Origin of the sequence: Streptomyces sp. NPDC018045 (assembly GCF_044327445.1) — a bacterium.
GTDB lineage: Bacteria > Actinomycetota > Actinomycetes > Streptomycetales > Streptomycetaceae > Streptomyces.
Map to the genome: position 1 here is coordinate 11,597 of NZ_JBIRFL010000027.1, position 26,724 is coordinate 38,320.

Genomic DNA, 26,724 nt, shown 5'->3' on the forward strand with positions numbered 1-26,724 from the left:
GACGAGAAGCTGCTCGCCTACCTGAAGCGGGTCACCACCGAGCTGCGGCACACCCGTGGGAAGCTGGCACGGCTGGAGTCGGCGGGCCAGGACCCGGTCGCGATCGTGGGCATGGCGTGCCGGTTCCCCGGCGGTGTGACGTCGCCCGAGGAACTGCACCAGCTCGCCGTCGACGGTGTGGACGCGGTGTCCGCCTTCCCCGCGAACCGCGGCTGGGACCTCGACGGGCTGTACGACCCCGACCCGGACCGGCCCGGCACGAGCTACACCCGGCACGGCGGTTTCCTCCACGACGCCGCGGAGTTCGACGCCGGGTTCTTCGGGATGTCGCCACGGGAGGCCCTGGCCACCGACCCACAGCAGCGACTGCTGCTCCAGTCCTCCTGGGAGGCGCTGGAGCGCGCGGGCATCGCCCCCGCATCGCTGCGCGGCAGCCGCACCGGCGTGTTCGCGGGCGTGATGTACAGCGACTACGCGTCCCGGCTCGCCGGCGCCGCGAGCGGCTTGGAGGGGCAACTGCTGACCGGCAGCCTGCCGAGTGTGGCGTCCGGCCGGGTGGCGTACACGTTGGGGTTCGAGGGGCCGGCGGTGACGGTGGACACGGCGTGTTCGTCGTCGTTGGTGGCGTTGCACCTGGCGGCGCAGTCGCTGCGGTCGGGGGAGTGCTCGCTCGCCCTCGCGGGCGGCGTGGCGGTGATGTCCACACCGACGACGTTCGTGGAGTTCTCCCGCCAGCGCGCCGTGTCGCCGGACGGCCGGTGCAAGGCGTTCTCGGACGCGGCGGACGGCACGGGCTGGTCCGAGGGCGTGGGCGTACTGGTCCTGGAACGGCTCTCGGACGCGCGGCGCAACGGCCACCGCGTGCTGGCCGTGGTGCGCGGCTCGGCCGTCAACCAGGACGGCGCCTCCAGCGGGCTGACGGCTCCCAACGGCCCCGCCCAGCAGCGGGTCATCCGCGACGCGCTGGCGAGCGCGGGGCTGTCGGCGGCGGACGTGGACGCGGTCGAGGCGCACGGCACGGGTACGACGCTGGGTGACCCGATCGAGGCGCAGGCGCTGCTGGCGACGTACGGGCAGGACCGTACGGAGCCGCTGTGGCTCGGGTCATTGAAGTCGAACATCGGCCATGCGCAGGCGGCCGCCGGCGTCGGCGGCATCATCAAGATGGTGCAGGCGTTGCGGCACGGTGTGCTGCCGAGGACGCTGCATGTGGATGTCCCATCGCGGCATGTGGACTGGTCGTCGGGGGCGGTCGAGCTGCTGACCGAGCAGCGTGCGTGGCCGGAGACCGGCCGGGCGCGCCGGGCCGGCGTCTCCTCGTTCGGGGCCAGCGGCACCAACGCGCATGTGATCATCGAGCAGGCACCCGCCGAGGCCACGGACACCCCCGGGGACGCGCCGCCCGCGGAGCACCCGGCACCGGTCGTCGTGTCGGGTGTGACCGAAGCGGCACTGCGCGCCCAAGCGGCGCGGCTGCTGGACCACGTACGGTCCGACGCCGGCGCGCGCCCGCTCGACATCGGGTTCGCCACGGTGACCACCCGGTCGGCGTTCGAACACCGTGCGGTGGTCGTCGCCCAGGACCGCGCCGAGCTGCTGGCCGGCTTGTCCGCCCTGGCGGCGGGGGAGTCGTCACCGCTGGTGGTGGAAGGCTCCACCGCACCCGAATCCGGGGCCGTGTGGGTGTTTCCCGGACAGGGCTCGCAGTGGGTCGGCATGGCCAAGGGGCTGCGGGCCTCCTCCCCGGTGTTCGCCGCGCGGATGGACGAGTGCGGGCGGGCGCTGAGCGGCCTGGTCGACTGGTCGCTGTGGGACGTCATCGACGACGAGGCGGCACTGTCCCGGGTGGACGTCGTGCAGCCCGTGCTGTGGGCGGTCATGGTGTCCCTGGCCGAGGTCTGGCGGTCCGCCGGACTGGTGCCGTCCGCCGTCGTGGGGCACTCTCAAGGCGAGATCGCCGCCGCCTGCGTGGCCGGCGGCCTCTCCCTGGAGGACGGCGCCCGCGTGGTCGCGCTGCGCTCCCGTGCGCTGCTGGAGATCGCCGGTGAAGGCGGCATGGTGGCCGTGGCCCTGCCGGCGGAGGAAACCCGCACCCTGCTCGGTGCCCGGGACGGCCGGATCTCCGTGGCCGCCCTCAACGGCCCCCGTATGACGGTGGTCTCCGGCGGCACCGAGGCGCTGGACGAGCTGCTGGCGCACTGCGCGGCCGAGGACGTACGGGCCCGCCGCATCCCGGTGGACTACGCCTCGCACTCGGCGCACGTCGAGCGCATCCGCGACCGTATCCGTACGGACCTGGCCGGTATCGCCCCCCGGTCCGCGCCGCTGCCCTTCCACTCGACCCTGACCGGCGACGTCCTGGACACCGCGGAACTCGACGCCGACTACTGGTACCGCAACCTCCGCAACACCGTCCGCTTCGAGACGGCCGTCGGCGCCCTCCTGGACCAAGGGCACCGGATCTTCGTCGAGTGCAGCGCGCACCCCGTGCTGACGGCCGGCATCGAGGAGATCGCGCAGGACGGCGACCGCGCCGTGACCGCCGTCGGGTCGCTGCGCCGGGGCGAGGACGCGCCCCGCCGGTTCCTGCTGTCGGTGGCCGAGCTGTACGCCCGGGGCGTGCCGGTCGACTGGCAGCCGTTCTTCGCGGACACCGGCGCCCGCACCGTGGCACTGCCCACGTACGCCTTCCAGCCGAAACCGTACTGGTTGCGGGAGCCGCGCCCACTGCTGTCCGCCCCCGTCGACCTGGCGGACGCCGGGCAGACGGTCCTGACCGGACGGCTGTCGCTGCGGTCGCACCCGTGGCTGGCCGACCACCGGGTCCGGGGCCGCGTCGTCGTACCCGGCACCGCCCTGCTGGACATGGCGCTGCACACCGGCCACCCGGTGGACGAACTCACCCTCCAGGCACCCGTGGTGGTGCCCGAAGACGGCGAAACCGAGATCCAACTGCTGCTGGACTCCGCCGACGGCGGCCACCGGCCCCTGCGGCTGTACGCCCGCCTCCCGCAGGACGGCTGGCGGCTGCACGCCACCGGCACACTCGCCACGGCGGACGCGGCGCCGGACGAGGGCCCGGCCCTGCCGGACCTCGCCGCGTGGCCGCCCCCGGGCGCCGAAGCGGTGGACCTCACCTCCTGGTACGCCGACCGGAGCGACCGGGGACTGGAGTACGGCCCGGCCTTCCGGGGCCTGCGCGCGCTGTGGCGGCACGACGGCGAACTGTTCGCCGAGGTGTCCCTGCCCGAACCGGTCCGCCCCGCGCTGCTCGACGCCGCCCTGCACGCGCTGGACGTGACACAAGGGCCCGCGCTGCCGTTCTCCTGGAGCGACGTACGGTGGCTGGACGCGGACGCCGCGGCGGAGGCGACCGGCCTGCGGGCGCGCCTGACCCCGCTGACGGACGGCTCGACGGCCCTGCACATCGCCGACGGCACCGGCCACGGTCTGCTGTCCGCGGGCTCCTTGACGCTGCGGCCGCTCGGCACGGCACTCGCCGGGGGACCGGGGGACGCCGCGCTGTACGAGCTGGACTGGATCCCCGCACCGGCCGCCCCCGGACAGGCGGCCACTGTCGCGGACGTGACGACGCTGCGCTGCCCGCCCGCCGAGGGCGACCTGCCCGGCCGCGTCCGGACGGTGACCTCCGCGGTCCTCGCCGGCCTGCAGACCTGGCTCACCGACGCGGCGGCCGGGGACGCGCGCCTCGTGGTCGCGACCCACCGCGCCGTACCGTCCCCCGACGGCACCGACGCCGGACCGGACCCCGCCGCTGCCGCGGCGTGGGGCCTGGTTCGGGCCGCGCAGACGGAGAACCCGGACCGCATCGTGCTCGTCGACACCGACGACATGGACGGCCTGCCCCGGCTGCTGCCGGAGCTGATGGCCGCCGGCGAACCCCAGGCCCTGATCCGGGACGGCCGGATCCGCGTACCGAGGCTGGTCCGCGCGAACGCGCCCGGCACCCCCGCGCGGCCCGCCTTCCCCACCGACGGCACGGTCCTGGTCACCGGGGCGTCCGGCACCCTGGGCCGGCTCGTGGCCCGGCACCTGGTGACCGCGCACGGCGTCCGCCATCTGCTGCTGGCGAGCCGCCGAGGGGCGCCGGAGCTCGCCGACGAACTGACCGCGCTGGGCGCGACGGCGACCTCCGCGGTGTGCGACGTCAGCGACCGCACGGCCCTCGCCGGCCTGCTGGCGACCGTCCCGCGGGACCGTCCGCTGCGCGCCGTCGTCCACGCGGCCGGCGCGCTGGACGACGGCGTGATCGGCTCCCTGACACCCGAGCGGCTGCGCTCGGTGCTGGCCGCCAAGGCCGACGGCGCCTGGCATCTGCACGAACTGACCCGCGACCGCGGCCTGTCCGCCTTCGTCCTGTTCTCCTCCGTCGCCGCCACTCTGGGCACCGCCGGCCAGGGCAACTACGCCGCCGCCAACGCCTTCCTCGACGCCCTGGCACACCACCGGCGCGGTCTGGGCCTGCCCGCCCTGTCGCTGGGCTGGGGCCTGTGGGCGCAGCCCAGCGCCCTGACGGAACAGCTCGACACGGCCGACCTGGCACGGCTGACCGACGCCGGGGTGCTCCCCCTGGCCACCGAGGAGGGCCTGGCACTCCTCGACGCCGCCGTCGTCACGGACCGGGCCCACCTGGTCGCGGCCCGGCTCGACCGTACGGTGACGGACCCTGCGACGGGCGGACCGCCGGCGCTGTTCCGCACACCCGCCCCGGCGCGGCCCCGGCCGGCCGCGCGCGCCGCCGGTGGCCCCGCCGACGGCGGGCCCGCCGCCCGTGAGAGCGCCGGCTGGCGCGCCGTTCCCACGGCGGAGCGCGAGCGTGTCGTCAGGGAACTGGTGCTGCGGGAGGCCGCGGCGGCGCTCAAGCACGACTCGGCCGCCGACATCGACCCCGACGCCGAGTTCCTGCGCCTGGGCTTCACCTCGCTGACCGCCGTGGAACTGCGCAACAAACTCAGCGCACGCACCAAGCTGCGGCTCCCCGCGACCCTGGTCTTCGACCGGCGCACACCACGAGCCGTGGCGGACTTCCTCGTCGGCAAGCTGTTCGCCGACGCCCCCGCGCCCATCGCTGCCGCGGGCGCGGCACCGGCCGAGGAGAGCGCCGACGACCGCATCGCCGTCATCGGGGTCGCCGGACGCTACCCGCTGGCCCGCACGGTCGGCGAGCTGTGGGACCACCTGGCCGCGGGCCGGCACTGCATACGGGAGGTGCCCGCCGACCGCTGGGACGCGGACGCGCACCACGACCCGGCCGGACAGCGCGGCTCCTACAGCAAGTGGGCCGGCTTCCTCGACGACGTCGACGCGTTCGACCCGCTGTTCTTCCACATCTCGCCCGCGGAGGCCGAAGCGATGGACCCCCAGGAACGCCTGTTCCTCCAGACCGCGGCGGCGGCCCTGGACGACGCCGGATACCCGGCGGCCGTGCTCGCCGCCCAGGGCCCGGTCGGCGTGTTCGCCGGCGTGATGGGCAGCGACTACGAATGGATGGGCGGCGAGGCGAACGCGCTCGGCGTGCCGACCGACGCCCACTCCCGCCACTGGTCCGTCGCCAACCGGGTGTCCTACACCTTCGACTTCACCGGCCCCAGCATGGCGGTGGACACCGCGTGCTCGGCTTCGCTGACCGCCCTGCACCTGGCCTGCCAGAGCATCAGGTCGGGCGAGTGCGCCGCCGCGCTGGCGGGCGGGGTCAACCTCATCCTGCACCCGAAGCACCTGCGCGGGCTGGCCCGGGCCGGGATGCTCGCCCGCGACGACCGGCTCAAGGCGTTCGGCGCGGACGCGGACGGCTTCGTCGACGGCGAGGGCGTCGGCGCCGTCCTGCTCAAGCCCCTGGCGGCGGCGGTCGCGGACGGTGACCGCGTGCTCGGCGTGGTCCGCGGATCGGCCGTCAACTCCGGTGGCAACAGCGGCGGTTACACCGTGCCGAGCGCGGCCGCCCAGGGCGCCGTGATCCGCGCGGCCCTGCACCGCGCCGGAGTCGGCGCGGACACCGTCGGCTACGTGGAGGCGCACGGCACCGGCACCCTGCTCGGCGACCCGATTGAGATCGCCGGGCTGACCGAGGCGTTCGGCGGGCCCGTCGACCCGGCACGCCGCACGGAACGGCCGGCCGTCGCGGTCGGCTCGGTGAAGACGAACATCGGCCACCTGGAGTCGGCGGCCGGCATCGCCGGCCTGACCAAGGTGCTGCTCCAGTTCCGGCACGGGATGCTGGCGCCGTCCCTGCACTCGGAACGCCCCAACCCGGAGATCGACTTCACGGTGACGCCCTTCGAGGTGCAGCAGACCCTCCAGCCCTGGGCACGGAAGACGCGGCCCGGCACGGACGGCACCCCCGGGGAACTGCCGCGGCGGGCCGTCGTCAGCTCGTTCGGCGCGGGCGGCGCCAACGCCTGCGTGGTCATGGAGGAGCACCTGCCGGCCGACGCGCCGCAACCGGACGGGCCCGACGGGGCGCAGGTGCTGGTGCTCTCCGCCAAGAGCGCGGACCGGCTGCGGGCCTACGCCACGGACCTCGCGGCGTTCCTGCGCCGCGGTGCCCCACGGGACACCGCGACCGCCGACGACGCGCTGGCGGACGCCCGACGCCGCTGCCTGCGGCTGGCCGCCGGACTGGCCGGCGTACCGCCCGAGACGCTCGACCTCGGAACCGACCTGGTCGACTGCGGCTTCGGCATGACCGAGCGCGCCCGCTTCCACGCGTTGCTGGCATCGGAGCTGGGCACCCGGCTGCCGCAGGCGGCCAAGGCGGCCGAGACCATCGGCGCGGTGGCGCAGGCGGTGGCCGGTCTCCGGCCCGCCGGTACCCGCGCGGAGGACGGCGGCCGGTACCCGCGGCTCGCCGATGTCGCGCACACCCTCCAGTCCGGCCGTACGGCACACGAGTTCCGCCTGGCCCTGCCCGTCGGCTCGGTGGCCGAGGCCGTCGCCCTGCTGGAGACGTACGCGGCGGGCGGCGAGGACGACCGCGTCCGCACCGGCCGGGCCGCCCGCACCGCGGTACGGCCCTCCCCCGACGAGGCCGCCGCCCTGGACGAGGCACTCACGCGGCGTGACCTGGCGGCGGTGGCCGAGCGTTGGGTGACCGGCGCCGAGGTCGACTGGTCGCGGATCACCCCCGGGGCCGCCCGCAGGATCGAACTGCCCGGCTACCCGTTCGCCCGCAAGCGCCACTGGATCCCACGGCCGCCCGCCGCCGGGACCGGCGCCCAGGCCCCGGCGCCCGGCGACGGCCGTACGGACGCGGCCGCCGACGCGAGCGGACACCCGCACACCGCGCCGGGCACCGACCCCGCCGTCACCCGGGTGCTCACCGGGTACGCGGCGCTGGACGCGGCCTCGGTGTCCGGACTGCTCGGCGTGTACCGGCGGATGGGCGTCTTCCGGAGTCCGGGCGAGCGCCACCACGCGGAGGAACTGCGCGGCCGGCTCGGCATCCGGGACAAGTTCCGGCGCCTGCACGAAGCGGTGCTCGGCCTGCTGACCGAAGCCGGGTTCCTCACCCGCGACGGCGACCGCTTCACCACCACCGCCGCAGTCACCGGGGAAGGGGCCGTCCGGGCCGCGGACGGGTGGGAGGCCGAGTTCGACCGCGTCGCGGCCGCGCACCCGGACATCGCGCCCACGGCCACCCTCAACCGCGCGTTCCTGCACGGGTACCCACGGCTCCTGCGCGGCGAGCTGGTCGGCACCGAGATCATGTTCCCCGACGGCTCGATGAAGCTGGTGCAGAACCTCTACCGGGGCAACCCGCTCACCGACCACTTCAACCGCCTGGTGGCCGACACGGCCCGCGACTTCCTGGACGCCCGGCTCCCGCTGCTCCCCGGGGACGAGACGCTCCAGGTGGTGGAGCTGGGCGCCGGGACCGGAGCCACGAGCGAACGGGTGCTCCCGCTGCCGGCCGGCCGGCCCGGCCGCGTCGGCTACACCTTCACCGACATCTCGCCGCGCTTTCTCGAACACGGCCGGGACCGGTTCGCCGCGCGGTACCCGTTCGTCCGGTTCGCGCTGCTCAACCTGGAACGCGACTTCGCCGCCCAGGACTTCCCGCCCGGCTCGGCCGACCTGGTCCTGGCCACCAACGTCGTACACGCCACCAAGGACCTGCGGGCCACACTGCGCAGGATCAAGGCCGTGCTGCGGCCCGGCGGCATGCTGATCCTCAACGAACTGACCGCCCTCCGGCCGTATCTGACGCTCGGCGGCGGGGTGATGGAGGGCTGGTGGGCCTTCGAGGACGGCGAACTGCGCATCCCCGGCTCGCCACTGGCCCCGCCGGCCGGCTGGACCCGGCTGCTCCGGGAAGAGGGCTGGACGGACATCGAGGCGCTCGGCTCCGAGGACGCCGAGCTGGGACAGCACGTACTGGTCGCGCGGCGCGAAGGCGCCGTACGGGCGGGGGCGGCGGACGTGCCCGAGCCGGCGCACGTCCCGGCGACAGTGACGGCCGCCGTGGGGCGGCACGACGGGGGAGAGGCGGTGACGGCCGTGACGCGTCCCGATCCGGAAGCAGTGGTCGGCGAGCGGCTGCGGGAACTGCTGGAACGGGTCCTGAAGCTGGACGAGCGGATCGATCCCGACCGCCCGCTGATGGACTACGGGTTCGACTCGCTCAGCGGGATGAAGATCGTGTCCGTCGTGGACGAGGCATTCGGCGTCACCGTGCCGCTCGACGAGTTCTTCCGGCTCCCGACCCTGCGGGAGCTGACCGCGCACCTGGCGTCCGGCTGGCTCGCCCAGGCGGTGACCGCCGCCACGACGGACTCCGCGGCCGAGGCGGCGGACACCACGGCCGCGGCTGCCGAAGCGCCGGACATCACGGCTCCGGCCGTCGAGGGGCCCGTCACCACGGTTCCGGCCGCCCGCGTGCCCGCCACCGCCACGGCACCGGCCGCCGGAGACGAGGCCCCCGAGGCCCCCGCGCCCACGGCTCCAGCAGCCCCGGCGGCCCCGCCCGCGCCCTCGCCGGCCACCCCGGCCGTGCCCACCGCCCCACCGGAGGCGCGGACCGTCCTCCGCCCCCGCGGTGACGCCGGCCTGACCACCCACCCCCTGTCGGAAGGCCAGCGGGCCCTCTGGGTGATCGAGCAGATCGCGCCGGGGAACCACGCCTACAACCTGCCGCTCGCCTTCTGGCTCGACGCCGGCGTCGACGTGCTCACCCTGCGCGTGGTCCTGCAGGACCTGCTCGACCGGCACGAGGAACTGCGCGCCACGGCCCGTACGGACGGCGACGGCCCGTACGTCCACATCGCGGCCGAACCGGAACTCCCGTTCCAGCAGGTCTTCCTCACCTCCGTGACGGACCGCGACCTCCGGGACCGGATAGCCGCCGACCTGCGGCAGCCGTTCGACCTGGCCGACGGGCCACTGCTGCGCGCGACGCTCTACACTCTCGGCGATGGCCGGCAGGCGCTGTGCCTGACGGTGCACCACCTGGTGCTCGACGGGTTGTCCATCCCGGTGCTGCTGGCCGAGGTCGAGCGCGGACACCGCGCACTGCGGGCCGGCCGCCCGCTGCCGGCCGGCCGGCCCGACCGCCGGTTCGCCGACTTCGTCACCTGGCAGCGCGAACTGCTCGCCGGGCCGGAGGCGGAACGCCTGCGCACCTACTGGCTCGAACGCCTGCGGGGCCGGCGGACCGGTACGCCGCTGCCACTGGACCGCTCGCGGCCGCCGGTGCCCACGTTCCGCGGCGCGAGCGTCCAGGGACGCGTTCCGGCGGCGGTGACGGACCGGGCCCGCGCCCTCGCGGCCGAGGCGCGGACGTCCCTGTCCAGCGTCCTGCTGGCGGGCTACTTCGCGCTGCTGTACCGCTACGGCGACCAGGCCGACCTCACCGTCGGCACCCCCACGGCGGGCCGCCCGGCCGACGGATACGACGACGTGCTCGGCTACTTCATGAACATGGTCGTGCTGGCCGAACGGGTCGACGGCGAGGAGCCCTTCCGCGACCTGGCCCGCCGCGTCCACCGCACGGTCCTGGGGGCCCTGGAGCACAGTGCCTATCCGCTGCTCACCCTCGCCGAGGACCTGCGGCGGGCGGACCCGGGCGCCCCGGACGCCCTCTTCGACGTGGCCTTCTACTTCCACAACTGGGCCCGCGACCTGCGGGACGACGGCGTGGTGCGGGGCCGGGTGGACGGCGTGCACCAGGAGGGCGAGTTCGACCTCACCCTCGATCTCGTCGACCACCCCGAAGGCTGCCGGTACACGCTCAAGTACAACCCGGACCTGTTCGACCCCGCCACGGTGGAGCGCTTCGGAGAGCACTTCGTCACCCTGCTGACCTCCGCCGTCGGCGCGCCCGCGACCACGGTCGGTGACCTGGAGCTGCTGACCGCGGGCGAGCGCGCGCTGCTCGCGCCGCCCGCCGCCGTCGACATCCCGGCGGACACCCTCGTCTGGGACCTGGTGCGCCGTCAGGCCGAGGCCCGCCCGGAAGCCGTGGCGGTCCGGTACGGCGGCACCGAGCTGACCTACCGCGGGCTCCGCGACCAGGTGGCGGCCCTCGCGTCCCGCCTCACCGCCGCCGGCGTCGGCCGGGGCCGCACCGTCGGCGTCCTGCTGCCGCGTGACGCCGGCCTGCCGGTGGCCCTGCTCGCCGTGCAGGCCGCCGGCGGTACCTACGTCCCGCTCGACCCCGCGTACCCGGGGCAGCGGCTCGCCTACATGGCCGACGACGCCGGACTGCACCTGATGATCACCCACAGCACCGTCGAGGCCCCGTGGAACGGGACGGTGCCCCGGCTGCTCGTCGACGCGGACCAGGAGCCGCCCGCGGCCCCCTCGCCCGGCCCCGCCGGCCCGTCGGACGCCGCGTACATCCTCTACACCTCCGGATCGACCGGCCGCCCCAAGGGCGTACAGGTCCCGCACCGGGCGCTGACCAACTTCCTGTGGTCGATGGCGCGCGAGCCCGGCTTCGGGCCGCGGGACACCCTGCTCGCGCTGACCACGGTCTGCTTCGACATCTCGGGCCTGGAGCTGTACCTGCCGCTGATCACCGGCGGCACGGTGGAGGTGCTGCCGACCGAGGTCGCCCAGGACGGACTGCGGCTGCGGGAGGCGGTCGAGGGCAGCGCGGCCACGGTCATCCAGGCCACCCCCGCCACCTGGGCCATGCTGCTGGCCGCCGGGTGGCGGGGAAATCCCTCGCTCACCGTGCTGTGCGGCGGCGAAGCACTGTCCGGTGACACGGCCGAGGCCCTGCTCGCCGGCAACCGCGAGGTGTGGAACCTCTACGGCCCGACCGAGACCACCATCTGGTCGGCGGCCGCCCGGCTGCGCCGGGGCGAGCCGGTGACCATCGGCTCGCCCATCGCCAACACCCGTCTGTACGTGCTCGACAGCGCCCGCCGGCCGATGCCGACCGGCGCGGCCGGTGAGCTGTACATCGGCGGCGACGGAGTGGCCGACGGCTACCTGGGGCGCCCCGAGCTGACCGCCGAGCGCTTCCTGCCCGACCCGTTCGCGACCGCGCCCGACGCGCGGATGTACCGCACGGGCGACCTGGTGCGCCGGCTGCCCGACGGGAGGATCAGCTACCTGGGGCGGCTCGACTCCCAGGTGAAGGTGCGCGGCCACCGGGTGGAGCCGGCGGAGATCGAGACGGCCCTGCGGCGGCTGCCGGGCGTCCGCGACGCCGTGGTGGTGGCCCGCGGCCAGGGCGGCGGCGACCGCTCGCTGCTGGCCTGTTACGTACTCGACGACGGCGCGGCCCACCCGAGCAGGGAGCACCTGGCGGCCTGGCTCCCGGACCACATGATTCCGGACGCGCTGATCCGGGTGACCGGCTTCCCGCGCACCCTCAACGAGAAGGTCGACCGCACGACACTGGCCACCCTGCCGCCCGCCGAACTGCGGGCCCGCTTCGGCGTCCCGGACGCCGGGCGGCCGGAGACCGCCGAGGACCCCGCGGGGGACACCGACGCGCTGATGGCCGACCTGGCCGGCATGGTGAGCCGCCTGACCGGAGTGCCCGCCGAGGACATCGGCGCGCACACCCCGCTCGGCGAGGCAGGCATGAACTCGGTGCGCTTCACCGCGCTGAGCGCCGAGCTGCGCACGGCATACGGCATCACGGTCTACCCGACGCTGTTCTACCGCCACGGCACACTGTCCGCACTGGCCGGACACCTGTGGGCACACCACTCCGCCGACCTGACCGCACGGTTCGGCGCCCGCGCCGAGGCACCCGCCGCCGTACCGCGGCCCGCCGCGGCACCCGCCGAGGCACCGCACGGCGACGGCATCGCGGTCATCGGCATGGCCGCGCGCCTGCCGGGCTCCGCCGACCTGGCGGAGTTCTGGGCACACCTGGCCGCCGGGGACGACCTGATCGGGGAGGTTCCCGCCGAGCGCTGGGACTGGCGGGACCGGCCGGAGACCCGCTGGGGCGGCTTCGTGCCCGACGTGGACCGCTTCGACGCCGCCTTCTTCGGGATCTCCCCGCGCGAGGCGGAACTGATGGACCCGCAGCAGCGGCTGATGCTGGAAGTGGTCTGGTCGGCCGTCGAGGACGCCGGCTACCGCCCGTCCGACCTGGCCGGAAAGCGCGTCGGCGTCTACGTCGGCGTCGCCAACGCCGAGTACCTGGAACTCCAGCGCGCCGCCGGATGCGCGCCCCAGGGGCACACCGCCACCGGCGCGGCCCTGTCGGTCATCCCGAACCGGGTCTCGTACCTGCTGGATCTGCGCGGCCCCAGCATGGCCGTCGACACCGCCTGCTCCGGCTCGCTCACCGCCGTCCACCAGGCCTGCGCCGCGCTCCGCGACGGCACCTGCGACCTGGCGATCGCGGGCGGCGTCAACCTCGTCCTCTCCCCGGCCGTCCACGAGGCCCTGAGCCAGGGCGCGATGCTCAGCCCGGACGGCCGCTGCAAGACCTTCGACAGCCGGGCGGACGGCTACGTACGGGGCGAGGGCGTCGGCGTGGTGCTCCTCAAGCCGGACGAGCGGGCACGGCACGACGGCGACACCGTGCACGCGGTGATCAAGGCAGCCATCGCCGCCCACGGCGGCCGCACCACCTCGCTCACCGCGCCCGGCCCGGACGCCCAGGCCGACCTGCTGGTCGAGGCGTACCGCGCGGCCGGCGTGGCGCCGGAGACCGTCGGCTACATCGAGGCACACGGCACCGGCACCGCCCTGGGCGACCCGATCGAGACCACCGGGCTGAGCACCGCCTTCCGCAGGCTGCGCGACGGGCGCGGGCCCGCCGCGGCACCCGTCTGCGCCATCGGCTCGGTCAAGACCAACATCGGCCACCTGGAGGCCGCCGCGGGCATCGCCGGACTGCTCAAGGTCGTGCTCGCGCTGCGGCACGGCACCATCCCGGCCAGCCTGCACGTCCAGCGGCAGAACCCCCACCTGGAACTCGACGGCGGCCCGTTCGAGGTCGCCTCGACCGCCCGCCCCTGGCCACGGCCGCGCGACGCCGACGGGAACGTACTGCCGCGCCGCGGCGGTGTCAGCTCCTTCGGCTTCGGCGGGGCCAACGCGCACATCGTCCTGGGGGAACCCACCATGCGGGACACCCGCGAGGAGCCGGCGGCGGAGCAGTTGTACGTGCTCTCCGCCCGCACGCCCGAGGCGCTGCGGCAGGCCACCGAACGGCTCGCCGGCCACCTGGCGGACCACGACGTGGCGCCGGGCGACCTCGCGTACACCCTTCAGGTGGGCCGTGAGGCGATGACCCACCGGCTCGCCGTGGTCGCCGACGGCACCGCCGCACTCCGCGCCGAACTGGCCGAGCACCTCGCCGGCCGCTCGTCCGCGGTACGCACCGGACAGGCCGACCGGCGCCGCACGCCCCGCCCGGCCACCGCCACCCGGGACCTGACCGCCGTCGCGGACGACTGGCTGGCGGGCGCCGAGGCCGACTGGGCGGCCCTGCACCAGGGCGCGGCCCGCCGCCGGGTGCCCCTGCCCACCTACCCGTTCGCCCGCACCCGGCACTGGTTCACCCCGGACACCGGCCCGGCCGCCGCACCCGGGCGTGCCACCGCACGGCTGCACCCGACCCTGCTCGACACCGACGTCTCCACCTCCGGCGGACCGGTGTTCACCAAGACGCTGACGGGGCAGGAGTTCTTCCTCCGCGACCACGTCGTCGGCGGCGAACCGGTGCTGGCCGGCGTGGCGTATCTGGAGATGGCCCGGCTGGCCGGTGAGCTGGCGACCGGCACGCCGGTCCGCGGCGTCGACGGCCTCGTGTGGGCCGCCCCCGTCCGGGTCCCCGCCGGCGGTGAGCACCGGCTCGTGATCCAGCTCACCGGCGGCCGCTCCGGCACGTCCTTCGAGATACGGACCGACGGCGCCGACTCCACGGTGCACGCCCACGGCACCCTGCTGCCCGGCGGGCCCGCAGGCCGCCCCGCGCGCGTCGACGTGGCGGGCGTCCGCGCCCGCTGCGCCACCGTCCACGGCGGACCGGACTGCTACGCCGTCTTCTCCCGGCTGGGCTTCGACTACGGCCCCGGATTCCAGGTGATCGAAGAACTCGCCGTGGGGGAGGGCGAGGCACTGGCGGCACTGCGGCTCCCCACGGCGCACACCGGGCCCGCGGACCCGTACGTGTTCCACCCGGCGCTGCTCGACGCGGCCCTGCAGACGGCCGGCAGGCTCGCGCCCGGCGCCGGCGACGTGGCGGCCCCCCTGTCGTACCTGCCGTTCTCGCTGGGCTCGGTCCGGCTCCACGCCGACCTGCCCGAGGAGATGTACGCCTACGCCGTGCCCGCCGCGCGCCCGGCCGCGGCCGGCACGCTCCGCTTCGACGTGACCCTCCTGGACCGGTCCGGCGAAGTGGTCGCCACCATCGAGGAGTTCACGCTCCGGGCGGTGCCCGCCAGGGACGCGGTCACCGCGTTCGAGCCGGTCATGGAGCCCGCGCCGCGGGACCGCCGGCAGGTGGCCGGAACCGTTCTGCTGCTGGCCGCCGGTTCTCCCGGGGACCAGGTGGCCGCTGCTCTGACGGCCGCGGGCGCGGCCACCCGGCGGATCGCGCCCGGCGCCGGATTCGACGCGGCCGCGGCGGCCCGCGCCGGACAGCCGGGGCAGGTGCACGTGGTGCACCTGGCCGGCGAGGACACCGACCCCGGCAGCGCGGTGGAGCACGGCTTCCACACCGCCATGGCGTTCCTCCAGGCCTGGCAGCGGGAGCGGCGCGGTGCGCTGCGCTACCTCTTCGTGCACCGCGACCCGGCCGCCTCGCCGGCCCTCCCGGCCATGGCCGCGTTCGCGCGCTCGGTGCGCAAGGAGCACCCGGCGGTCGACTTCGGCGTGCTGGCCGTCGCGGACGGACCGCTGGGCGACGCGGTGGTCCGCGAACTCGGCTCGGCGGGCGACCCCGAGGCCCGCGTCGACGCGGCGGGCCGCACCCGCCGTGCCTGGCGCCAGGTGGCCCTGCCGGCCCGCGCCGAGTCCGCGTTCACCGGTTCCGGAGCCCACGTGATCACCGGCGGCACGGGCGCGCTGGGGCTGCTGCTCGCCGAGCACATCGCGGCCGTACGGCGCGCCGCGGGCGACCCGGGCGGCGGGATCGTGCTCGCCGCCCGGAGCGCCCCGGGCCCCGAAGCCCGCGCGCGGATCGAGGCCATCGGCGCCCACGTGGTACGGGCCGACGTCGCCGACCCCGCAGGCGTACGCACGCTGATCGACGCTGCCCGCCGGACCCATGGACCGCTCAGCGGCGTCCTGCACGCCGCCGGGGTGCTCAGGGACGGGCTGCTGCTGGGCAAGGACCGGGCCGACGCGGAGGCGGTGCTCGCCGCCAAGGTCCACGGCACGGTGCTGCTCGACGACGCGACCCGCGACGACCCGCTGGACTACTTCGTCACCCTGTCCTCCGCGGCGGCGGCGTTCGGCAACGCCGGCCAGACCGACTACGCCTTCGCCAACGGGTTCCTGGACCACTTCGCCGAACAGCGGGAGCGCAGGCGCCGCGAGGGCAGGCGGCGGGGCCGTACGCTCGCCGCCGCCTGGCCGGTCTGGGCCGACGGCGGGATGCGTACCGACGCCGCGGGCGAGGAGGCCATGGCCAGGGAACTCGGCATGCGTCCGCTGCGCACCGCACCGGCGCTGGACGCGCTGGAACGCGCCCTGTCCGGTACCGCGCCGCGCCTGCTGCTCGCACCGGGCGACCCGGCCCGGCTCCTGGCCGCGCTCAACGCGGCGCCGACCGCCCCGCAGACTGCCGCCCCGCAGACTGCCGCGCCGCGAACCGCCGCGCCGCGAACCGCCCAGGCCCGTGCCACCGAACCGCGGGACCGGACGGACGTACTCGCCCGGGCCGAGGACCTGGTGCGCCGCATCATGGCGGAGGAACTGAAGCTCCCCGAAGCGGAACTCGCCGCCACGGAGCCCTTCGACCACTACGGCGTGGACTCGCTGATCACACTGAGCGCGACCCGCCGGTTCGAGGAGCACTGCGGCCCGCTGTCGAAGACCCTCCTGTTCGAGTACGTGACGGTCCGCGAACTGGCGGAGCACCTGGCCGGCACATACCCCGACGCGTTCGCCGCGGCCGGCGCCGAGGACGGAACCGGCCCCTCCGAAGCGGCTGGTACGGAGGAGGCCGCTGCCGCGACCGCCCTCCCCGGCCCGGCCGTCGCATCCGCTGCGGCCGTCGCGTCCGCCGCCGCCGCCGCCGCCGGCGACGGCGACGGCGACGACATCGCGATCATCGGCGTGGCGGGGCGCTACCCGCAGGCCGACGACGTGGACGAGTTCTGGCGCAATCTGCGGGCCGGCCGCGACTGCGTCGAGGAGATACCGGCCGACCGGTGGAACCACGCCCGCTTCTACGACGCGGACAAGTCGGCCACCGGCCGGACGTACGGCAAGTGGGGCGGCTTCCTGCGCGACGCCGGCCGCTTCGACCCGCTGTTCTTCCGGATGTCGCAGATCGAGGCCGAGCACACCGACCCCCAGGAGCGGGTGTTCCTGGAGACCACCTGGCACCTGCTGGAGGACGCGGGTTACACCCGCGAGCAACTGCGCGGCTCGCGCACCGGTGTGTTCGTGGGCATGATGTACGGCCAGTACCAGTTGTACGGGGTGCAGGCAGCGCTGCGCGGCGAGGGCCTGCCTCCGCACTCGTCCTTCGCCTCGGTGGCCAACCGGGTCTCGTACTTCTTCGACTTCTCCGGACCCAGCGTCGCGGTGGACACCATGTGCTCCTCCGCGCTGGTCACCGTCCACCAGGCGTGCCTGGCCATCCGCAACGGTGACTGCGATGTCGCGGTGGCCGGCGGTGTGAACATCACCAGCCACCCGGCGAAGTACCTGCAACTGGCGTGGCGCAACTTCCTCGCCGAGGACGGCCGCTGCCGCAGCTTCGGCGCGGACGGCACCGGGTACGTACCGGCCGAGGGCTCCGGCGCGGTGCTCCTCAAGCGCCTGGACGCGGCGCTGGCCGACGGCGACCGCGTCCTGGCGGTGGTCAAGGCGTCCGCGGTCAACCACGGCGGGGCCGGCCGCGGCTTCAACGTGCCCAACCCCAAGGCGCAGGGCGACCTCGTACGGACCGCGCTGGACCGCGCCGGGATGCGCCCGGCGGACCTGGACTACGTGGAGGCGCACGGCACCGGCACCGCCCTCGGCGACCCGGTGGAGATCGCCGGCCTGCTGCGGGCCTTCCAGGGCGACCTGCCCGAGCGGCTGCCGATCGGCTCGGTCAAGTCCGCCATCGGCCACGCCGAGTCGGCGGCCGGCATCGCGGCGATCACCAAGGTGCTGCTCCAGATGCGCCACGGTGAACTGGCCCCCACGCTGCACGCCGAACCGCCCAACCCGAACATCGACTTCGCGGCGACGCCGTTCCGCGTCCAGCGGGAGACGGCGCCCTGGCCGCGCCGGGTGCTCGCGGACGGCACGGAGCGGCCCAGGACCGCGGGCGTCAGCTCCTTCGGCGCCGGCGGCACCAACGCCCACGTCATCCTCCAGGAACACCCGGCCCGGCCGCAGGCGCCGGCCGGCCCGGCCGGCCCGCACCTGGCCGTGCTCTCCGCCCGTGAGGCCGACCGGCTGACCGAGCAGGCCCGCCGCCTCGCGGCACACCTGCGGGCCGAGGGCGCCGGGGCGACACCGCGGGAGGTCGCCTGGACGCTGCAGACCGGGCGCGAGGCCATGGCACACCGCCTCGCGGTCCGCTTCGAGAGCCTGCCGCAACTGGCCGCCCTCCTGGACGCGTTCGTGGCGGACGGCAGCACCGCCGACGGCTGGACGGGAGTGGTCGACCCCCGTACCCCGGCCGCGGGCGACGCCCCGCCGGCCGATCCGGCGGCGTACGCGGCCGCCTGGACGGCAGGCCGGCCGGTCGACTGGGCCGCCCTGCACCCGGGAGACCGGCCCGCACGGGTGTCCTTGCCCGGCTACCCCTTCGGCGGCGAACGGGTGTGGCTGGCGGCGGCCGACGCCGAACTGGCCGCCCTGGAAACGCTCCCGGCCTCGGAAGGCCTGCTGCTGACCCGGCAGTGGACCCCCGCACCCGCCGACACCTCGGGACGTACCGCCGGGCCCGGCCGGACCGCCGTCCTGTCCGCCCCGGAGACCGGGGAGCTGGCCGCCCGCCTCGCCGCCGTACTGCCGGGCGCCGAGATCCTCACCACCGAACGGCTCGCCGCCGACCTCGACGACCCCGCCACCCGCTGGGACCGCTTCGACGCCGTGGTCGACCTGGCGGGCTGTGCCGCCCCGTCGGCGCCCGTCGACCGCTCCGCCCTGCACACCTGGCTGCGCTGGCTTCAGCACCTGGTCGGTCAGGGACGGCGCGACCTGAGCGCCCTGCTGGTCTCCCGCGGCCCGGACGTCGTACCCGGCGGCGCGGCGCGGAGCGGTCTGTACCGGATGCTGCAGAGCGAGTACCGGCACGTACGCTCCCGCCACCTGCGCACCGGGCCGTCCTCCGACGAGCAGCTCTGCCGGTGGGTGGCCGACGAACTGGGCAGCGGTGACGGCCCGTCCGAGATCGCCTACCAAGACGGCGTACGACACCGTGCGGAACTGCGCGAACTGCCCGCCGCGCCCCGGCGCGCGCCGCGCTTCCCGGACGGCCACGTCCTCTGGGTGACCGGGGGCACCCGGGGAATCGGCCTGCTCACCGCCCAGCACTTCGTCGCCCGGTACGGCGTACGCAAGCTCGTCCTCACCGGACGTGCGGACCTGCCGCCCCGCGCGGAATGGGCCACGCACATCGCCGCCGACGGCCCGCTGGGGCGCAAGCTGCGCCCGTTCGCCGACCTGGCGGACCGGGGCGTGGAGCTGGAGGTGCTCGCCGTACCGCTGGACGACCGGGAAGCCACGGCCAAGGCCCTGGCGGACGTCCGGCTCCGGCTCGGCCCGGTCGGCGGCGTGATCCACAGCGCGGGCTTCACCGACACCGAGAACCCCGCCTTCGTACGGAAGCCACGGACCGGCGTCGAGCGGGTGACCGACCCGAAGATCTTCGGCCTGGACACCCTCGTCGAGTGCTTCCGCGACGAGCCGCTGAGCCTGTTCGTGCTCTACTCCTCGGTCGCCGCCGCCGTGCCCGCGCTGGCGGTCGGACAGAGCGACTACGCCATGGCCAACGCCTACCTGGACGCGGTCGCCGAGGCCCGTCCGTACGGGCTGCCGCTGCTCAGCGTGGAGTGGCCGAGCTGGAAGGACACCGGCATGGGGGAGGCGCGCAGCGCCGCCTACCGGGCCTCCGGGCTGGCCGCCCTGACGGACGAGCAGGGCCTCGCCCTGCTGGACCGGGCCCTGGCGAGCGGCGCGCGGGTGGTCCTGCCCGCGGTGGTACGGCCCGGCGCCGACTGGCGCCCCGAGCGGCTGACGGACCGCCGCCTGGAACCGGCCGCGGAGCGCCCGACGGCGCCCGCGCCCCTGCCGACCGTCGCGCCGCCCGCGTCTCATCCGCCCGCCGCACCCGCGGAGACGACCGGAGCGGTCCGGGCCGCGGCCGAGGCGGCGGCTTCGTGGCTGCTCGACCGGCTCGCGGAGGAACTGCACTTCGACCGGGCCCGGCTGACGGGCGACGTACCGGTGCACGACTACGGCATCGACTCGATCCTGGTCTCCCAGCTCGCCCAGGGGGCCGCCAAGCGGCTCGACGTGTCGGTCGACCCGTCGGCACTGCTGGAACACCCGTCCGCCGACGGCTTCGCCGCGTACCTCGCCGCGGAACATCCGGAGGAACTCGTCGCGGCTTTCGGCACGGGCCCGGCTGCCATGGATCGGCACGCCACGGACCCGGCTGCTACGGGTCCGGTCGCTACGGGCCCGGTCGACGCGGCCCCGTCCGGCGCGATCCCGGCTTCCGCGACCCCGTCCGCCGCGTCTCCGTCCGCCGCGACCCCGATCGGCGCGGCTTCGCCCGTCGCGCCCCCGCCCGCTACGGCTCCGTCCGGTGTGACCCCGTCCCGTACGGTTCCGCCCGGCGACCCCTCGCCGCGCGTCGGCGCGGACCTCGCCGTCGTCGGCCTCTCCTGCCGCTTCGCCGACGCCGGATCCGCCGACGCGTACTGGAACCTGTTGCGGCAGGGCCGTTCGGCGCTGCGGCCCGTCCCGGAGGGGCGTTTCGGCCGGCCGGTCGGCCACCACGCCGGGCTGCTCGCCGACGAGCTGCGCTTCGACCCGGAGGCGTTCCTGCTGTCCGAGTCCGACGTCGCGGCCATGGACCCGCAGGCGCTGCTGCTGATCGAGGAGGTGCACCGGGCCGTGCACCACGCCGGCTACCGGCCCGTCGACCTCAAGGGCCGGCGGATCGGCGTGTACGTCGGGGGCCGGGCGACCCACCTCCCCGACGCGGCGCGGCTGACACGGGCGAAGAACCCGGTGGTCGCCACCGGCCAGAACTACCTCTCCGCCAACGTGTCGCAGTTCTTCGACTTCCGCGGCCCCAGCCTGGTCGTGGACACCGCCTGCTCGTCCGCCCTGGTGGCGATGGACGCGGCCGCACAGGCCCTGCGCGCGGGCGACATCGAGTCGGCCGTGGTCGCGGGGGTGAGCCTGCTCGCCGACGACCGGCCCTACCAGGTCTTCGGGCAGCGCGGACTGCTCAACCCGGGGCCGGCGTTCCACCTCTTCGACCGGCGGGCGGCCGGGCTGATCCTCGGCGAAGGTGTCGGCGCGGTCGTCCTCAAGCCGCTGGCCAGGGCGCAGGCGGACGGGGACCGGGTGCTCGCGGTCCTCAAGGGCATCGCCGTCAACAACGACGGCCGGACCGCCGGCCCGGCCACGCCCAACCTCCAGGCGCAGAAGGAGGTGATGGCCACCGCACTGGAGCGCAGCGGCCTCGCCCCGCGGGACGTCGGCTGGGTGGAGGCCAACGGCTCCGGCACGACCGTCACCGACCTGCTCGAACTCAAGGCGGTGGAGGCGGTCTACCGGACCGGCTCGGCGCAGCCGGTGGCCCTCGGCTCGGTCAAGCCCAACATCGGCCACCCGCTGGTCGCGGAGGGCATCGCCGCGTTCATCAAGGTCGTCCTGATGCTGCACCACGAGGAACAGGTGCCGTTCGGCTCCGGGCAGGAGCCGCTGGAACACTTCGACCTGGCCGCCTCTCCGCTGTACTTCCCGCGGCAGACCCGGCCCTGGCCGGACGGCGCCGCCGCGGCCGCGGTCAGTTGCTTCGCGGACGGCGGCACCAACGCGCACCTGCTGCTCGTCCCCGCGCCGGACGGCGACCGCCCCGCCCGGCAGCCGCTGCCGGAGCCCGTACTGAACCGACGGGTCGTCATCAGGAGCGCCGCGCCCGCTGCCTCCGCCGCCCCGGCGGCCGGCGGCCTGTTCTGGGACACCTACCGGTGAGCGGCACGGCGTCCGCCGGCGGGCCGCTGCCCGTGGTGTTCATGTTCTCCGGGCAGGGCTCGCAGTACCACCAGATGGGCCGGGAGCTGTACGACGGCAACGAGGTGTTCCGCGCGGCGCTGCGCCGCTACGACACCGTGGTCGCCGAGGAGCTGGGCGAGTCGGTGCTGGGGCGGATCTTCGACCCGGGCAAGCGGAAGAACCATCCGTTCCTCGACACCCGGATCACCCACCCGGGCATCGTCATGATCGAACTGGCCCTGGCGGAGACGCTGCGGTCGGCCGGGATCGAGCCCGTCCACCTGCTGGGCGCCAGCCTCGGCGAGTACGCGGCGGCCGTCGTCGCGGGCAGTCTGGACGCGTACGACTGCCTGCGACTGCTGGTCCGGCAGGCGGACGCGCTGCGGGCCACGCCGCGCGGCGGGATGCTCGCCGTCTTCGCGGGCCCGGAGGTGCTGGAGACGGTGCCCGCGCTGCGCGGGTGCGAGATCGCGGCCCGCAACTACCCGGGCAGTTTCGTCGTCGCCGGTGCGGAGGCGGCACTGACCCGGGCCGAGGCGGGGCTGCGCGCCGCCGGCATCCTGCACCTGCGGGTACCGGTCGAGTACGGCTACCACTCCCACCTGATGGACGAGGTGCTCGACGCCTGCCGGGCGGACTTCGCGGACGTGGCGCTCACCCCGCCGCGCATCCCCTGGCTGTCCTGCGTGGACGGCCGCCCCGTGGAGCGGCCTACCGCGGACCACTTCCGTGCCGTCGCACGCCGGCCGATCGATTTCGAGGGAACCCTGACGGCGCTGCGGAAGCGCGGCGACTTCCTCTTCCTCGACCTCGGCCCCTCGGGCACGCTGCACAACTTCGTGCGCGCCGGCCTCCCGGAGGGATCGCGTGCGCGGTCGCTGCCGCTGCTCAGCCCGTTCTCCGACGACATCGCCCTGTTCGAAGCGGTACGGGTCCGCGCCGCCCCGACGGCACGAAGGACGGCGGAGACCCCACGGCTCCCGGCACCCCCGAGGACTCCACCGGACCCGAACGTTCCCACAGAAGCGCGGACATCGAGGAAGGCACACGGCATGAAGGTCTACGGCTTCCCCGGCCAGGGGGCGCAGCGGCGGGGGATGGGGGCCGGACTGTTCGAACGGTTCCCCGAGGAGACGGCGCTCGCGGACCGGGTGCTCGGTTACTCCGTCGCGGAACTGTGCCTGGCCGACCCGGAGCGCCGCCTCGGCCGTACGGAGTTCACCCAGCCCGCGCTGTACGTGGTCGGCGCCCTGTCCTACCTCGAACGCGCGGACCGGGACCCGATACCACCGGACTACCTGGTCGGGCACAGCCTCGGCGAGTACGCGGCGCTCTTCGCGGCCGGCGTCTTCGACTTCGGGACCGGACTGCGGCTGGTGCGTGAGCGCGGCGCCCTGATGGCCGCGGCCGACGACGGCGCGATGGCCGCCGTGATCGGCACCGACGAGGAGACCGTCACCCGGATGCTCGCGGAACCCGCCCTGGGTGGCCTGGATCTGGCCAATCACAACGCCCCCGACCAGTTCGTCATCTCCGGGCCGAGCGACCGCATCGACGCGGCCTGCGCCGCCTTCGGGGCCGCAGGCGCCCGGGCCGTCCGGCTGTATGTCAGCGCGCCGCTGCACTCCCGCTACATGCGCGGCGCGGCCGGGCGGTTCGCCCGCTTCCTCGACGGCTTCACCCTGCGCCCGCCGGCGATACCGGTCCTGGCGAACGTCGACGCCCTGCCGTACACGCCCGACGACCTCAAGGAACGCCTCGCGGCGCAGATCGCCTCGCCGGTCCGCTGGACGGAGACCGTGCGCCGACTGATGGGCCACGGTGACTTCACGTTCGTCGAACTCGGCCCGGGCCAGGTGCTCACCAAGCTGGTCACCCGCATCAGGGCGGCTGCCGGACCGCTCCCGCCGCCGGGGCCTGCCGCTCCCGTACCGGCCCCGCGCCCCGCGGCCGTACCGGGGCCACCTCAAGCGGCCGTGCCGGGGGCCACGCCCCCCACCGGTCTGCTCGCGGACGGCGCGGCGCCGCGCCCCGGCCGTCCCCCGCTCGACGCCGACGCCCTCGGCGCCCGCACGTTCCGCGAACGGTACGGGCTGCGACGGGCCTACGTGGTCGGCTCGATGTACGGCGGAGTTTCCGGCCCGGAGCTGGTTCGCGCCTCGGCCAAGGCGGGCCTGCTCGGCTTCCTCGGCATCGGCGGCCTCAGCGCCGAGGAGACGGACCGGCACCTGCGGGACACCGTCGGCGAACTGGGCCCCGGCGGCAGCTTCGGCGTCAACTACCTCTACCGGCACGGCGCGCCGGAACAGGAGGCCGCGCTGGTCGACTCCCTGCTGCGGCACGGCGTCGGCCTGGTCGAGGCGTCGGGCTTCCCCCTGATCACCGAGTCGCTGGTCCGCTACCGGCTCAAGGGCGGGCGGATCCTGGCGAAGGTGTCCCGTACCGACATCGCCGCCGCGTTCCTCGCGCCGCCGCCCGCGCCGCTGGTCGCCCGGCTGCTCGCGGCCGGCGCGGTGACCGAAGAGGAGGCCGGTGCCGCGGCGGGCCGCCCCATGGCGGACGACGTGTGCGCCGAGGCGGACGGCGGCTGGCTCACCGGCGCGCCCGATCTGCTGACCCTGCTCCCGGCCGTGCTCCGACTGCGGGACGAGGCGGCCCGGCCCGGCCACCGGGTGCACGTCGGCTGCGCCGGCGGCATCGGCACCCCGGAAGCGGCCGCGACGGCGTTCCTCATGGGGGCCGACTTCGTGCTGACGGGTTCGGTCAACCAGTGCTCGGTGGAGGCGGCCACCAGCGACGAGGTGAAGGACCTCCTCCAGGAGGCACGCGAGTACGACGTGACCACCGCGCCCTGGGACGAACCGGCCGAACCCGGCGTGCGGGCACGCTACTTGCGGCGCGGACTCTTCTTCCCCGCCCGGGCGTCCCGGCTCCACGACCTGGCGCGCCGGCACCCCTCGCTCACCGAACTCGACGACGGGGCCCGGGCGCGGCTGCGCGACCGCTACCTGGGCGGCGAGCCGCTGCCGGAGGCCCAGCCGGGCCGTGCTCCGGAAGCGGAGTCCGCCGCCCTGCTCCGGCAGTACTTCGCCCGCGGCCGCCGTCTCGCGGCGACCGGCGGGCAGCGTTCCCGGGTCGACTACCTGGTGCACTGCGGGCCGTCGATGGGCGCGTTCAACCAGGCGGTCGCCGGGACCGCCCTGCGGCAGTGGCGGGCCCGTACGGTCGAAGCCATCGCCGACACCCTCATGGAGGGTGCGGCGGAGCACCTCGCGGCCCGGCTGCACAGTCTGCAATCGGCCTGGAATATACGGCTTTCGGCGGGTACGGTATGAAACGTTCTCAGGACGCATTCACCGGCATCGCCACCGGGACCGGAACCTCTCCACCGAGACCCGGCCGCCCGGCGTCGGACACGGACCCGGCACCACGCCCGAGGACACACCCCCATCGCCGCCCCGCCCCGGACGGTGCGCTCGTCCGCCACGGACCGGCGCACCCCGCGTCCCCGGCGCGGTCCGCCCGGGGACCACACCGCACCACCCATCCGCGACTGCCGGCGCCCGCACGCCCCGGCTCGGAACAGGAGAAACCTTGAGCACGGTGCCGCAGAGCGAGCCGTTGATCTTCAACCCGTTCACCCCGGACTTCATGGCCGACCCGTACCCGCACTACGCGCGGTTGCGCGCCCAGGTGCCGGTCCACGAACACCCCGGCGGCTTCTGGATGCTCTCCCGCTACGAGGACGTGCACGCGCTGATGCGCTCCGGCCTCTCCGTCGAGCAACGCCACGTCGCCCCCGGCCCGTTCCGTGAGGCGTACGAGAAGGCCGGCGTCACCGACGAACCGCGCCTGAAAGGCCTGGCCCTGCTCGACCGGGACCCGCCGGACCACACCCGGCTGCGCAAGCTGGTCTCCATGGCCTTCACCCCGCGCGCGATCGACGCCATGGAGCCGCAGATCCGCGCCCTGGTCGACGAGGCGCTCGACGGCATCGCCGACGCCGGAGGCGCCGACCTGGTCGAAGCCCTCGCCTTCCCGCTGCCGTTCACCGTGATCGCCCGGATGCTCGGGATGCCGCCGACCGACCACCAGCGGATGCGCTACCTCACCGGTATGCTGATGCGCTCGGTCGAGCCCACCACCGACCCCGACGTCATGCGGGCCGTCGAGGCCGCCGACGCGGAGCTGTTCGACCTGGTCGGCGACGCCGTCGCCTGGAAGCGCGACCGCCCGGCCGACGACCTGCTCACCGCGCTGATCGCCGCGGAGGACGAGGGGGACGCGCTCAGCCACGACGAACTGGTCGCCCAGGTGACCATGCTCTACGTCGCGGGCCACGAGACGACCGTCAACCTGCTCTCCGGCGGGACGCTCGCCCTGCTGCGCAACCCGGACCAGCTCGACGCGCTGCGCGCCACACCGGAGCTGATCGGCAACGCGGTCGAGGAACTGCTGCGCTACGACGCCCCGGTCCACAACAGCAGGCGCGTGACGCTGGAGCCGTACCGGGTCGACGGGTACGAGATCCCCGCAGGATCGTTCATTCTCGCCAACCTGGCCGGAGCCAATCGGGACGAGACGTTCTGGGGCCCCGACGCCGAGGAACTGCGGCTCGACCGCGAGAACGCACGCCGCCACCTGTCCTTCGGCGGCGGCCTCCACCACTGCCTCGGCGCGGCACTGGCCCGCATCGAGGCCCGGGTGGCCATCGGCGAACTGGTGCGGCGCTTCCCCGCGCTGAGCATGGACGGCGACGTCGAGTGGAACGGCCTGCTCAGCCTGCGCGGAGCGGCACGGCTGCCGATACGGGTCTGACGCCCCGCGACGCGGGTCGTGACGCGGGTACGGACGGGAGCGGGCGGGCCACGGCCGGCGGCC

General features: G+C 75.3%; 2 protein-coding genes and 1 pseudogene. All 3 read left to right on the forward strand.

All coding sequences use genetic code 11. The features are described 5' to 3' along the window. Window positions 1-6 precede the first annotated feature (6 nt). Window positions 7-21,822 (forward strand): annotated as a pseudogene (locus ACH4EB_RS33080) (amino acid adenylation domain-containing protein); the annotation flags it as partial. 41 nt (window positions 21,823-21,863) lie between these two features. After that, window positions 21,864-25,178 carry an ACP S-malonyltransferase gene (gene fabD, locus ACH4EB_RS33085; protein ID WP_398351985.1) on the forward strand — a complete coding sequence of 1,105 codons (3,315 nt, stop codon included), beginning with the start codon at window positions 21,864-21,866 and terminating at the stop codon, window positions 25,176-25,178. 268 nt (window positions 25,179-25,446) lie between these two features. Then, complete coding sequence (locus ACH4EB_RS33090; protein ID WP_398351987.1) at window positions 25,447-26,661, forward strand: cytochrome P450; 1,215 nt, start codon at window positions 25,447-25,449, stop codon at window positions 26,659-26,661. Window positions 26,662-26,724: the final 63 nt, after the last annotated feature.

Coding starts and splice junctions, on each gene's coding strand:
- fabD (WP_398351985.1), top strand. CDS start 21,864: ATGTTCTCCGGGCAGGGCTCGCAGTACCACCAGATGGGCCGGGAGCTG.